The 12,296-nt window shown below is 72.4% G+C and carries 13 protein-coding genes and 1 pseudogene; 13 read left to right on the plus strand and 1 reads right to left on the minus strand.

Features of this window, described 5'->3' with window-relative positions:
- Positions 1-63 precede the first annotated feature (63 nt).
- From folE to BLS56_RS27410, 11 genes and pseudogenes are all read left to right on the plus strand, one after another.
- Positions 64-411, plus strand: a pseudogene (folE, locus tag BLS56_RS27360) (GTP cyclohydrolase I); the annotation flags it as partial.
- On the plus strand, positions 408-1,253 hold the full coding sequence (gene folP / locus BLS56_RS27365) for a dihydropteroate synthase (RefSeq protein ID WP_091456659.1): 846 nt from the start codon (positions 408-410) through the stop codon (positions 1,251-1,253). The pseudogene folE and the gene folP, both read left to right, overlap by 4 nt.
- A complete protein-coding gene (gene folB / locus BLS56_RS27370) occupies positions 1,250-1,621 on the plus strand; it encodes a dihydroneopterin aldolase (RefSeq protein ID WP_091456662.1) in 372 nt (123 codons plus the stop codon). The genes folP and folB overlap by 4 nt, the downstream gene beginning before the upstream one ends.
- Entirely contained in the window at positions 1,618-2,103 is a 486-nt protein-coding gene (gene folK, locus BLS56_RS27375; RefSeq protein ID WP_091456663.1) for a 2-amino-4-hydroxy-6-hydroxymethyldihydropteridine diphosphokinase, read from the plus strand. The genes folB and folK overlap by 4 nt, the downstream gene beginning before the upstream one ends.
- Positions 2,100-2,567 (plus strand): DUF3180 domain-containing protein, encoded by a 468-nt coding sequence (locus BLS56_RS27380; protein WP_091456666.1) that lies wholly within the window; start codon positions 2,100-2,102, stop codon positions 2,565-2,567. Before folK ends, BLS56_RS27380 begins: the two co-directional genes overlap by 4 nt.
- Positions 2,568-2,622: 55 nt before the next feature.
- A complete protein-coding gene (locus tag BLS56_RS27385) occupies positions 2,623-4,968 on the plus strand; it encodes a DUF6779 domain-containing protein (RefSeq protein WP_091456669.1) in 2,346 nt (781 codons plus the stop codon).
- A gap of 154 nt (positions 4,969-5,122) precedes the next feature.
- The gene (locus BLS56_RS27390) at positions 5,123-6,229 is read left to right on the plus strand and encodes a PrsW family intramembrane metalloprotease (RefSeq protein WP_091456672.1); all 1,107 of its coding nucleotides are present in this window, start codon (positions 5,123-5,125) and stop codon (positions 6,227-6,229) included.
- 164 nt (positions 6,230-6,393) lie between these two features.
- Positions 6,394-7,284 (plus strand): Rossmann-like and DUF2520 domain-containing protein, encoded by an 891-nt coding sequence (locus BLS56_RS27395; RefSeq protein WP_091456757.1) that lies wholly within the window; start codon positions 6,394-6,396, stop codon positions 7,282-7,284.
- On the plus strand, positions 7,281-8,165 hold the full coding sequence (gene panC / locus BLS56_RS27400) for a pantoate--beta-alanine ligase (RefSeq protein WP_091456674.1): 885 nt from the start codon (positions 7,281-7,283) through the stop codon (positions 8,163-8,165). Before BLS56_RS27395 ends, panC begins: the two co-directional genes overlap by 4 nt.
- A gap of 14 nt (positions 8,166-8,179) precedes the next feature.
- On the plus strand, positions 8,180-8,653 hold the full coding sequence (panD, locus tag BLS56_RS27405; RefSeq protein ID WP_091456676.1) for an aspartate 1-decarboxylase: 474 nt from the start codon (positions 8,180-8,182) through the stop codon (positions 8,651-8,653).
- A 7-nt stretch (positions 8,654-8,660) separates the two neighbouring features.
- Positions 8,661-9,437: a type III pantothenate kinase gene (locus BLS56_RS27410; protein WP_091456678.1), complete on the plus strand. Its 777-nt coding sequence runs from the start codon at positions 8,661-8,663 to the stop codon at positions 9,435-9,437.
- A 3-nt stretch (positions 9,438-9,440) separates the two neighbouring features.
- Here BLS56_RS27410 and BLS56_RS27415 read toward each other — a convergent pair whose 3' ends face one another.
- Complete coding sequence (locus BLS56_RS27415) at positions 9,441-10,181, minus strand: class I SAM-dependent methyltransferase (RefSeq protein ID WP_091456681.1); 741 nt, start codon at positions 10,179-10,181, stop codon at positions 9,441-9,443.
- A gap of 124 nt (positions 10,182-10,305) precedes the next feature.
- Between BLS56_RS27415 and lysS the strand changes: the two genes are divergently transcribed.
- Positions 10,306-11,760: a lysine--tRNA ligase gene (gene lysS / locus BLS56_RS27420; protein WP_175483076.1), complete on the plus strand. Its 1,455-nt coding sequence runs from the start codon at positions 10,306-10,308 to the stop codon at positions 11,758-11,760.
- A 149-nt stretch (positions 11,761-11,909) separates the two neighbouring features.
- Complete coding sequence (locus BLS56_RS27425; protein WP_091456686.1) at positions 11,910-12,257, plus strand: histone-like nucleoid-structuring protein Lsr2; 348 nt, start codon at positions 11,910-11,912, stop codon at positions 12,255-12,257.
- Positions 12,258-12,296 lie beyond the last annotated feature (39 nt).

Raw genomic sequence — 12,296 nt, forward strand, 5'->3', positions numbered from 1 at the left:
GTTTACAGTTTCACCTGCGACCCACACCCGACTTTTCTGATCGCCGGGCATTTGGGGCATAATTGTGAGCATCATCTCGTGGCATTCCACGGTGTCGCCCATGTCGGCTATATCCCCAACGAGCACGGCAAGGTGACCGGGCTGTCGAAACTGGCCCGCCTGGTCGACCTCTACGCCCGCCGCCCGCAGGTGCAGGAGCGGCTGACCTCGCAGATCGCCGACGCGCTGATGCGCAAGCTGGAGCCGCTGGGGGCGATCGTGGTCATCGAGGCCGAGCACCTGTGCATGGCGATGCGCGGCATCCGCAAACCGGGGGCGCGCACGACCACTTCCGCGCTGCGCGGCCTGCTGCAGACCTCGCCGTCGTCGCGGGCCGAGGCGTTGCAGCTGATCAGCGGGCGCATCCGATGACTCTGCTGCCCAGCCCCAACCGGTGCGCGGTGATGGGGGTGCTCAACGTGACCCCGGACTCGTTCTCCGACGGGGGCCGCTACCTCGACCGCGGCGACGCCATCGCGCACGGCCTGGACACCTGGGCGCGCGGCGCCGACCTGATCGACGTCGGCGGGGAGTCCACCCGGCCGGGCGCGGGGCGCGTCGACGCCGAGACCGAGACCGCGCGGGTGGTCCCGGTGATCCGGGAACTGGTCGCGGCCGGGGTCGTGGTCAGCGTCGACACCACCCGCGCGCGGGTGGCCGAGGCCGCGGTGGCCGCGGGCGCCACGGTGATCAACGACGTCTCCGGCGGGCTCGCCGACCCGGACATGGCGCGGGTCGCGGCCGAGACGGGCGTGCCGTGGATTCTGATGCACTGGCGCGGCCACAGCCGGGACATGGACGCTCTCGCCGACTACGTCGACGTCGTCGCGGAAGTGCGGGCCGAGCTGCTGGCCAGGGTGGACGCCGCGTTGCAGGCCGGGGTGTCCGAGCACGCCATCGCGCTGGACCCGGGGCTCGGGTTCGCCAAGAACGCCGAGCACAACTGGACGCTGCTGCGCGACCTCGGCGCGCTGCTCGAACTGGGGTTCCCGGTGCTGGTGGGCGCGTCCCGCAAGCGTTTTCTCGGCGCCCTGCTCGCCAAGGACGGGGTGCCCCGCCCGCCCGACGGCCGGGAGGACGCGACCGCGGCCGTGTCGGCGCTCGTCGCAGCGGCGGGCGCCTGGGGCGTGCGGGTGCACGATGTGGACCGATCACTCGACGCGGTGGCGGTGGCCGCCGCCATGACGGGAGCCCCGAAGGGAAGGCAGGTATGACCGACCGGATCACCCTCACCGGGCTGCGCGTGCGCGGGAACCACGGCGTGTTCGACCACGAGAAGCGCGACGGGCAGGAGTTCGTCGTCGACATCACCCTGTGGATCGATCTCGACCGGGCCGCCGCCACCGACGACCTGCGGCACACCGTGCACTACGGCGAACTCGCCGAACGGGCCGCGAAGATCGTCACGGGCCCCTCCCGGGACCTCATCGAGACCGTGGCCGCCGAGATCGCCGAGGGCGAGATGGCCGACGAGCGGGTGCACGCCGTCGAGGTCACCCTGCACAAGCCGAGCGCGCCGATCCCGCTGTCCTTCGCCGATGTCGCGGTCACCGTGCGGCGGTCCCGGCGGGCGCGCCGGTGACCAGGGCCGTGCTGTCCATCGGGTCGAACCTGGGCGACCGGCTCGCCAACCTGCGGGTGGCCGTCGACGGGTTCGCCGATGTGCTCGTCGCGGTGTCCCCGGTGTACGAGACGGCCGCGTGGGGCGTCACCGACCAACCCGACTTCCTCAACGCGGTGCTGATCGTGCGTGACGACACGACCGACGCCTGGGGCTGGCTGCGCCGCGGCCAGGACCTGGAGAACCGGGCGGGCCGGGTGCGCGAGCGGCGCTGGGGTCCGCGCACGCTGGACGTGGACGTGGTCACCGTCGACGGGGTGCGCAGCGACGAGCCGGAACTGCTGCTCCCGCACCCGGGCACCCCCGAGCGCGCCACCGTGCTCGTGCCCTGGCTCGACATCGAGCCGGACGCCGAGGTCCCCGGCCACGGCAGCGCCCGCGCGCTGCTCGCTGGCCTGGACAGCGCCGGTGTCCGCGAGCGCCCCGACCTGGAGCTGACGTGAGATTCACCCAGCCGCGCGACCTGGTGCCCGCGGGCGTGCTCACCGCCGTGGTCGTGCACCTCGCCTTCCGGCTGTTCTACGGCGACCTGGTGCCGCTGCCGACGCTCGCCGGGGTCACGCTGCTCGTCTTGGCGATCGCGGAGACCGCGCTGGGGTTCGCGTTGCGCGCCCGCATCCGGCGCACGACGCCGGGCAGGGTGGTGCAGGCGCTGAGCGCGGCGCGCGCGGTCGCGCTGGCGAAGGCCTCGTCGCTGCTGGGCGCGATCATGCTCGGCGCCTGGCTGGGTGTCTTGGCCTATGTGCTGCCGGAAAGCGGACAGGTCGAAGCGGCCAAGAGCGACGTCCCGAGCGCGGTGATCGGGGCCGTTTGCGCGGCCGCCTTGATCGGTGCGGCGCTGTGGCTAGAGTCATGTTGCCGAACGCCCGACGATCCGAATGACCAGCGTCGGGACGGTGCCCGGTAAACGACAGGGCATCCGTTTGGTCTCGTCAAGATAACGGACCGGTACGGTAGTGCCCATGACGGCCCGGACCGAATCCGCCGAAGATCAGGACGCAGGCTCATCCGGCGCGCGCGTTCTGCTCTTCGCCGCGCTGGGGCTGGCCGTCGCCTCCACCGCCGTGCTGGTGCTCAGCGACTCGGTGCGCTGGCTGCGGCTGGGCGTCGTCGCCGCGCTGTGGGCCGCGCTCGCGGGCGCGTTCGTCGCCGCGAAGTACCGCAGGCAGGTCGTCGACCGGGCCGAGGAAGCCGCCGAGCTTCAGGAGGTCTACCAGCTCGAACTCGAACGCGAGATCGCTGCCCGCCGCGAGTACGAACTGGAGATCGAGGCCGAGACCCGGCGCAAGGCCGACGAGAAGGCCCGCGAAGACCTCGCCGACCTCGCCGCGCTGCGCGAGGAACTGCGGGCGATGCGCGAGAACCTGGAGAAGCTGCTCGGGGGCGAAGTGTTGGTGGAGCGCTTCGCCCTGCACGCCGAGGCCACCCGGATGCGCGCGGGCGCCCAGGACTCGCGGGCGATCGGTTCCCGGCACAACGGCAGGCTCCGCCGCCTCTCGGCGGCCGCGTCCGGCGAACCGGAGACCGAGCTGATCGAACGCGTCCGCACCGACGGCCGCGGCAAGTCCGACCGCTGGTTCTCCGTCGACTCGGTCGATGAGGCCGAGAACGAGCGCATCGACCCCGACTGGACCCCGTCCTGGGAATCCGGCGAGCACCGCGTCCCCGGCCTCAAGGCCGCGCGCGCGCAGGCCGATCAGCGGGCGCGCACCGGCCAGGGGGCGCGTGCGGACTCGTCCGCGAGCCAGGGGATGGCTGTCCCGCAGCGGCCGGAACCGCCGGGTAACCGGGCCGCCCCCAACCGCGATTCCCCGGCCGGTCAGGGCGATGCCCCTGGGCGGCGGGTGTCCGAGCGGCTGGATGCCGGTGACCAGCGCCCGGCGGCCCGCGGGATGGCCGCGCCGCAGCGGCCCGAGGCCGAGGCGCGCGCGGGCCGGGGCAACGAGTCGTTAAGCAGACCGGGGGCCGGGGTGCGGGCGGAATCCGCCGCTGACGGTCAACCCGGTCGAGGTGCTCCGCAGCGCCCGCGCTCGGCGGTGGGCCAGTCCACCCAGTCGATGCCCGCGCCGCAGAACAGCCAGGAGTTCCCCGTTCCCGGGGCCGCGGAGAGCCAACCGGCCCCGCGAACCAGCCAGCGGCTTCCGGCCCCCGGCGGCCCGCCGAACCGGCCGCAGCAAGACAGGCCAGGCCACGCTCCCGCCAGACCCGACGCGGGAGACGCCGAGCGCACCTCAGCGCAACTCCGCCCGGTCCAGCCACTGGGCGACCGGACCGCCGTGGGTATGGCCCCGGTCCAGCCGAACCCGCCCCAGTCCTCGGCCCGCCCCCCCGCTGCCCGGCAGGCCGACCAGGCCCCTGAGCGGACAGCGGCCAGGATTCCCCCGGTCCAGCCCGCGGCGAGCCAGGGCAGGCCGGGCACCGATGCGGCCAGGGTGGCCCCCGGCAGGCAGAACACCGACCAGCCCGCTGCCCGAGGCGCCCACGGTGTGGCGGGTGGGGGCCAGACGAGCGAGCAGGCGCAGGCCAGCGGGGCTCGTGGGAACCCGACCGTGGACCGGAAAGCGGACCCGAACCAGCAGGCGGCTGTTCGGGGTCGCGGGCAGGCGGATGTGGACCAGACCGCCACCCGGGGCGCGCATGGGCAGGCAGGAGCCGTTGCGTCCGGCAGGCCGAGCGCCGCCGGGATGCCGCCGGGCCGGCCCGCGGGGTCCCGCACTCCTGCCCAGGAGCATCCGGGTGCCCAGCAGCCCCCACGGCAACCGGCCGACTGGCCGCCCCAGGAACCGCTCCCCGACGAGCCGGAGCGGCCCCAGGAGGGCGGTCGCCGTCGCGCGGTCACCGGGAAGTTCCCGCCGGTCAGCCCTGCCGTGGACGAAGCCAGGCAGGCCGCGGCGGGTGGGCAGGCGGGCACCCGGCACGCCGTCGCCGAGCCGGTCGGACGGCACGGCGGGGAGCCCGGCGGACACCACGCGGAAGCCGTGCCCACCGGGCGGCGGGCGGCGCAGGAGAGCCGGGGGCGGCGGGCGCTGCCCGACGACGAGGGCGCGGGGCGGCGCGGGTCGCCGGGCGAGGACGCCACCGGGCGGCGGGCAGCGCCGGACGAGGACGCCGTGGGACGGCGCGCGGCGCAGGAGACCACCGGCAGGCGGGCGGTGCAGGAAGACGACGGCGGCGGCCGCAGGCGGCGGGCCGACGACGAGTCCGCGGAGACCGGGTCGCACGCTTCCGGGAAGTCGGTAAGCGAGTTGCTGGCCGCTAACGGGGCGGCGGCAAGTCCGCGGCGGCGTCGGCGGCGGGACGACGAGTGAACGGGTCATGCGCCTGCCACTGGTGCGGTGACCGGAACGTTCACCGCGGTCGACCCGCTGACCACAGCAGACGTTTCCGGCCACAGCGCTAGCCCTATGATCATCTTTCGTGTCTGAGCAGCCCTTATCCCGCCACACGCCCCGTCGGCTGACCGTGTTGCTTCCCGTGGCGGGGTTGGTGGTGCTGGCGGGGTGCGGGCTGACGTTGCTCGCGGTGAGCACCGCGCGGGTGGGGCTGGTCGCGGAGCTGGTGGGGGTCGGGGCGGCGCTGCTGCCGGTCGGCCCGGTCGTGGCGGCGTTCCTGTGGCTGGACCGGTGGGAGCCGGAGCCAGCCCGGTGGCTGTGGCTGGCGTTCGGGTGGGGCGCGTGCGGCGCGACGCTGACCGCGCTGCTGATCAACAACACCGCCGAGGCCGTCGGCGACCTGCTGCTCGGCAAGGGCAACGGCGACAAGATCAGCGCCGTGGTGTCGGCTCCGCTGTTCGAGGAGGCCGCCAAGGGCGTCTTCGTGCTGGGGATCTACCTGTTCCTGCGCGCCGAGTTCGACGGGCTGGTCGACGGGATCGTCTACGCCGGGTTCGTCGCGGCCGGGTTCGCCTTCATGGAGAACATCTACTACTTCGGCCGGGCCTTCGCCGAGTACGGGTTCGGCGACAGCACCACCCCGGGCGTGCTCGCCGCGTTCATCCTGCGCGGCGTGGTGTCGCCGTTCACGCATCCGCTGTTCACGGTCATGATCGGCATCGGGGTCGGTGTCGCGGCCCGGTCGACCGCGCGGGCCGTGCGGATTCTGGCGCCGCTGGGCGGCTACCTCGCCGCCGTGCTGCTGCACGCGCTGTGGAACGGCTCGGCGACCCTCGGCTCGGCGTCGACGTTCCTGAGCATGTACTTCCTGGTGATGGTCCCGCTGTTCGTCGTGGTCGCCCTGTTCGTCAACTGGCACCGCAAGCGCGAGCAGCGCATCGTCGCCGCCGCGCTGCCCGCGATGGTGGAGTCGAACTGGATCGTGGCCTCCGAGGTCGACCTGCTGGCGAGCCTGACCGGGCGGCGCAAGTGGCGCAAGAAGGTGCGCGCGCGGTCGGGGCGGGAGGCCGCGCGGGCGGTGGGGGAGTATCAGGCCGCGGTGAGCGAGTTGGCGTTCCTGTGGCACGCGATGGCGGTGGGCACCTCGGGCCAGGGCGGCCCGGCCCGGGAGGCGCTGCTGATCCAGGTGCTGCGGGAGGCGCGGGCCGCCGCGGTCGCGGCGGCCCAGCGGGCCTGAATCACTCGCCCGGTGCGGTGAAGCTGGTCACCCGAATGCCACCTCGCCGGGCACGGACGGCTACTCTCGCGCCCGTCGTCTGGTACCCGCGCCGATGCGGGACTGGAACGAGGTAGGGAGCGCTTCGCCATGTGTTCGACGGGTTCGACATGCTGGGGTTCGCGGTGACGCGCCCCGCCCGGCTGTCGGTCGGGGTCGTGTCCGCCGGTCGCGTCGGCGCTGTCCTCGGCGCCGCGCTCGCCCGCGCCGGGCACACCGTCGCCGCCGTGTCCGCGGTCTCGCGCGAGTCGCTGCGCCGGGCAGACGACCTGCTGCCCGACGTCGCCATCGCCCCGCCGGACGAGGTCGCCCGGGGCGCGGAACTCGTGCTGCTCGCCCTGCCCGACGACGCCCTGCCCGGCATGGTCCGCGGGCTCGCCGCCGCCGGGGCGCTGGGGCCGACGCAGATCGTCGTGCACACCTCCGGCGCGCACGGCGTCGATGTGCTCGCCCCCGCCGCCGAACTCGGCGCGCTCGGCTTGGCGCTGCACCCGGCGATGACGTTCACCGGCCGCCCGGAAGACCTCCAGCGCATCGCGGCCTGCTGCTTCGGGGTGACCGCGGCCGACGGCGACGAGGTGGCCTGGAACGTGGCCGAGGCGCTGGTCGTGGAGATGGGCGCGGAGCCGGTGCGCATCCCCGAAGCCGCCCGCCCGCTCTACCACACCGCCCTCGCGCACGGCGCGAACCACCTGGTCACCCTGGTCGCCGAGGCCGCCGACCTGCTCGGCTCGGCGGGCATCGGCACCCCGGAGCGGCTGCTCGGCCCGCTGCTTTCCGCCGCCCTGGACAACGCGCTGCGCCACGGCGACCGCGCGTTGACCGGGCCGGTGGCCAGGGGCGACGCGGGGACTGTCCGCAAACACGTCGGCGTGCTCGCCGAGCACGCCCCCGACATGCTGCCCGCCTACCGGGCGCTGGCCTCGCGCACCGCCCGCCGGGCCGTGGAGGCCGGTCTGCTGCGCGCCGACCTGCTGCCGGACGTGGCCGCCGCCATCGAGGAAGAGACCCCATGACCCGGTTCACCGCAGGGAAGCTGCACGTCCACACCTCGCCGGAGCAGCTGGCGAAGGTCACCCGGGCGCTGCGCGCCACCGGCCGCAAGATCGCGTTCGTGCCGACCATGGGCGCGCTGCACGCTGGCCACCGCGAGCTGATGAGCCGCGCCCGCCGCATCCCGAACACGGTGCTGGTGGCGTCGATCTTCGTCAACCCGCTGCAGTTCGGCGCGGGCGAGGACTTCGACCGCTACCCGCGCCCCCTCGACGCCGACCTGGCCGCCTGCGAGGAAGAGCGCGTGGAGCTGGTGTTCACGCCAGCGCGGGAAGCGCTGTACCCGCCGGACGCGCAGGTCACCGTCCACGCCGGACCGCTGGGCGAGGAGCTGGAAGGCGCGGCCCGCCCCGGGCACTTCTCCGGTGTGCTGACCGTGGTCGCGAAGCTGTTCAACATCGTGCGCCCCGACTACGCGCTGTTCGGTGAGAAGGACTACCAGCAGCTGGTGCTGATCAAGAAGATGGTGCGCGACCTGGACATGGAGCCGCACATCATCGGAGTGCCCACGGTCCGCGAGACCGATGGGCTCGCGCTGTCTTCCCGCAACGCTTTCCTCGACGCCGATCAGCGCGCCGCCGCCGTGGCGCTGTCCGCCGCCCTCACCGCGGGCCAGTACGCGGGCCGGGAAGGCGAGCAGGCCGTGCTCGCCTCGGCCCGCGACGTCCTGGCCCGCACCCCCGAACTCAAGGTCGACTACGTCGCCCTGCGCGACCCCGACCTCGGGCCTGCGCCCGAGCGCGGCGACGCGCGCCTGCTGGTGGCCGCCAAGCTCGGCGACACCCGCCTCATCGACAACGTCCCGGTGCTGCTCGGCAGGCCGGACCTGGCCCAGCACGGTTAAGGAAAGGTGCCGAGATGTTCCGCACGATGCTCAAGTCGAAGATCCACCGGGCCACCGTCACCCAGGCCGACCTGCACTACGTGGGCTCGGTGACGGTCGACCCGATCCTGCTGGAGGCGGCCGACCTGCTTCCCGGCGAGCAGGTGGCCATTGTCGACATCACCAACGGCGCCCGCCTGGAGACCTACGTCATCGAGGGCGAGCGGGGCAGCGGGGTGATCGGCATCAACGGCGCGGCAGCGCACCTGGTGCACCCCGGCGACCTGGTCATCCTGATCTCCTACGGCCTGATGGACTCCGCGGAGGCGGCCGCGTACGTGCCGAAGATCGTGTTCGTGGACGCGGACAACAGGATCGTCCACCTCGGCGGCGACGCCGGGCACGCGCCTGCGGACTCGGGCCTGCGCAGCGGCGCGGTCACCGCCGACCCGCCCGCCGAGACCGCCGACGCCGCCAAGCTGGACGCGCTGCTCGCCCACGAGAGCTGAGCCGGGCGTGCTGCTCACCATCGATGTCGGCAACACCAACATCGCACTCGGGCTGCACACCGACGGCGACCTGCTGCGCGACTGGCGGATGCGCACCGACGCCAGGATCACCGCGGACGAACTCGCGCTCACCATGCGCGGCCTGCTCGGCGAGCACGCCGACCGCGTGACCGGCATCTCGGCGCTGTCCACCGTCCCCGCGGTGCTGCGCGAGCTTCGGGTCATGCTCGGCCGCTACCACCCGCGCGTGCCCCGGGTGATCGTGGAGCCCGGGGTCCGCACGGGCGTCCCGCTGCTGGTGGACAACCCGAAGGAGGTCGGAGCCGACCGGGTGATCAACACCCTGGCGGCGCACCACCTGTTCAGCACCGCGTGCGTCGTGGTCGACTTCGGCACCTCCACCAACATCGACGTCATCTCCGCCAAGGGCGAGTTCCTCGGCGGCGTGTTCATGCCCGGCATCGAGATCTCCGTGGACGCCCTCGCCGCCCGCGCCGCGGCCCTGCGCAAGGTGGAGATGGTCCGGCCCCGCTCGGTCATCGGCAAGAACACCGTCGAATGCCTCCAGTCGGGCATCATGTTCGGCTTCGCGGGCCAGGTCGACGGCCTGGTCACCCGCATCTCCCGCGAACTGGAGCGCACCGGCCACCAGGGCCCGGTCACCGTGATCGCCACCGGCGGCCTGGCCCCGCTGGTCGTGGACGAGTCCGACACGATCCAGCACCACCGCCCGGACCTGACCCTGATGGGCTTGCGCCTGGTCTTCGAGCGCAACTCCCGCTGAGTCTTACCGCCGGATCGCGCGTACCACGCTGGTGATCAGCGGGCGGTCGAACTCGCCCGCCGAGGTCTCCGGGCGGGACCACAGGTAGGTGCGGACCCGGTCGAAGACCTGGGCGCGTTCGGTGGCGTCGGCCACGGAGATCTGGGAGTGGGTGCCGAGGGTGGCCAGCAGGGACTCCACCGTGCGGCGCTGGCGGTGCGGGAACGTCTTCAGCTCGTGCGGTTCGAGCAGGTCGTGGCTGGGCACGTCCACCTTCACCCGCTGCACCTCGCCGAGGCTGGTCGCCGTGAGCTCGGCCAGGCCCGCGACCCAGTCGACCGTCAGGTCGTCGTGGTTCCACAGGGCGCCGAAGACGCCGCCGGGGCGCAGCACGCGGGTGATCTCGGTGAGGGCCTTGTCGGTGTTGAACCAGTGGAAGGCGTGGCCGACCAGGACCGCCTCGACCGAGGCGTCCGGCAGTGGGATGTCCTCAGCCGAGCCGTCCAGCGCGGGCACGTCGGGGATGCGGCGGGTCAGCTCCGCGCGCATGGCCTCGTCCGGCTCGACGGCGGTGACCTCAAGGCCGAAGGCGAGCAGGCCCTCGGTGAGCCGCCCGGTGCCCGCGGCGAGGTCGAGCACCCGCATCCGGTCGCCGATGACCCATTCGATCGCCTCGGCCGGATAGCCGGGGCGGTGCTGGGCGTAGGCGGCCGCATTGGCGCCGAAAGAACTGGCCCGCTTGGCGAACAACTCCGACTCGTCCATGGTCGAAACCGTATCCCTGTCGGCCGCGGATACCGGTTTGGGTCGCCGCCGGGGTTCTCCGTACCCTTTGCCCGTGACTGAAGAGCTGCCTGACTCCCCGACCGGCGACGACCTGCCCGAGCAGATGCGCATCCGCCGGGAGAAGCGGGAGCGGCTGCTCGCCGCCGGTGTCGAGCCGTACCCGGTGGAACTGCCGCGCACGCATACCCTCGCGCAGGTCCGCGAGGCGTATTCCGATCTGCCGACCGACACCGCCACCGGCGACAAGGTCGCGGTCACCGGGCGCGTGATGTTCGTGCGCAACACCGGCAAGCTCTGCTTCGCGACCCTGCGCGAAGGCGACGGGACCGAACTGCAGGCGATGCTGAGCCTGGACAAGGTCGGCGCGGACGCGCTTTCGGCGTGGAAGTCCGATGTCGACCTCGGCGACCACGTTTTCGTCTCCGGCGAGGTCATCACCTCCCGGCGCGGCGAGTTGTCGGTTCTGGCCGACGAGTGGCGATTGGCGGCGAAGGCGCTGCGGCCGTTGCCGGTGGCGCACAAGGCGCTCAGCGAGGAAGTGCGGATAAGGCAGCGCTATGTCGACCTGATCCTGCGTCCGCGCGCGCGGGAGACCGTCCGCAACCGCGCGGGTGTGGTGCGTTCGCTGCGTGAGAGTTTTCACTCGCGCGGTTTCATCGAGGTCGAGACGCCGATGTTGCAGACCGTGCACGGCGGCGCCGCGGCGCGCCCGTTCAGCACCCAGTCGAACGCGATGGACATGGAGCTGTTCCTGCGGATCGCGCCGGAGCTGTATCTCAAGCGGTGCCTGGTGGGCGGGCTGGAGAAGGTCTTCGAGATCAACCGCAACTTCCGCAACGAGGGCAGCGATTCCACGCATTCGCCGGAGTTCGCGATGCTGGAGTACTACGAGGCGTATGCGACCTATGACACCAACGCGGCGATGACCCGCGCGCTGGTGCAGGAGGCCGCGGAGTCCGTTTTCGGCTCGCAGGTCGTCACCCTTGACGACGGGTCGGAGTACGACCTGTCCGGTGAGTGGACGACGCTGACGATGTACGGGTCGCTTTCCGGCGCGCTCGGCACGGAAATCACCCCGGACACCCCCGCTGACCTGCTGCGCAAGCACTCGGTGGCGCTCGGTTTGGAGCTGGACCCCGCCTACGGGCACGGCAAGCTGGTCGAGGAGCTGTGGGAGCACCTGGTGGGCGACCACCTGCACGCGCCGACGTTCGTGCGGGATTTCCCGCTGGAGACCTCGCCGCTGACCCGCCAGCACCGCACCGAGCGCGGGGTGGCCGAAAAGTGGGATCTCTACGTCCGCGGATTCGAGCTCGCGACCGGATACTCCGAACTGGTGGACCCGGTCGTGGAACGCGAACGGCTGGAGGATCAGGCGCGGCTGGGCGCGGCGGGCGATGACGAGGCCATGCGCGTCGATGAGGACTTTCTGCGCGCGATGGAGTACGGAATGCCACCAAGTGGCGGTGTGGGAATGGGCATCGATCGGCTGTTGATGGCGCTCACCGGGCTCGGCATCCGGGAGACCATCCTCTTCCCGCTGGTCCGTCCCGAATGACCCGTTCGGGTATCCGGTACTAACGCAATCCGCGAGATTTGCGCTAACCTGCTGCTGACAGTATTCGCACCAGTGGCCGGAACGCTCAACGTGAGAGCTCTTGCGAGTCGCTCATCGGGCAGGCACATTCAAGCGGCAAGGAGGCGCAGGTGGCGCAGAAGGTCACGGTTTCGCTGGTGGACGACCTCGATGGCTCCGAAGCCGAGGAGACTGTCCAGTTCGGGTTGGATGGCGCGTCCTACGAGATCGATCTGTCCGGGGACAATGCCGATAGGCTGCGCGAGGCGCTCGCCGACTTCATCGATCACGCTCGTCGTTCCGGCGGGCGCAAACGCCCGGTCGGGAAGGCCGCGTCCGGTCGCGTGCCGCGCACGGCTTCCGCCGATCGCGAGCAGAACCAGGCAATTCGCGAGTGGGCCCGCAAGCAGGGTATGAAGGTCTCCGACCGGGGGCGAATCCCGTCGGACGTTCTGGACGCGTACAACCAGCAGGCGTGACGAGGTCACTAAAGAGGCTGCCGTTTGGGTAGGCAGCCT

The sequence above is a fragment of the Actinokineospora iranica genome (genome assembly GCF_900101685.1).
GTDB classification, from domain to species: domain Bacteria; phylum Actinomycetota; class Actinomycetes; order Mycobacteriales; family Pseudonocardiaceae; genus Actinokineospora; species Actinokineospora iranica.

Bases quoted from the DNA above. Each gene is read 5' to 3' on its own strand.
- folP (WP_091456659.1), top strand. From the start codon at position 408: ATGACTCTGCTGCCCAGCCCCAACCGGTGCGCGGTGATGGGGGTGCTC.
- folB (WP_091456662.1), top strand. From the start codon at position 1,250: ATGACCGACCGGATCACCCTCACCGGGCTGCGCGTGCGCGGGAACCAC.
- BLS56_RS27385 (WP_091456669.1), top strand. From the start codon at position 2,623: ATGACGGCCCGGACCGAATCCGCCGAAGATCAGGACGCAGGCTCATCC.
- panC (WP_091456674.1), top strand. From the start codon at position 7,281: ATGACCCGGTTCACCGCAGGGAAGCTGCACGTCCACACCTCGCCGGAG.
- panD (WP_091456676.1), top strand. From the start codon at position 8,180: ATGTTCCGCACGATGCTCAAGTCGAAGATCCACCGGGCCACCGTCACC.
- BLS56_RS27415 (WP_091456681.1), bottom strand. From the start codon at position 10,181: ATGGACGAGTCGGAGTTGTTCGCCAAGCGGGCCAGTTCTTTCGGCGCC.
- lysS (WP_175483076.1), top strand. From the start codon at position 10,306: ATGCGCATCCGCCGGGAGAAGCGGGAGCGGCTGCTCGCCGCCGGTGTC.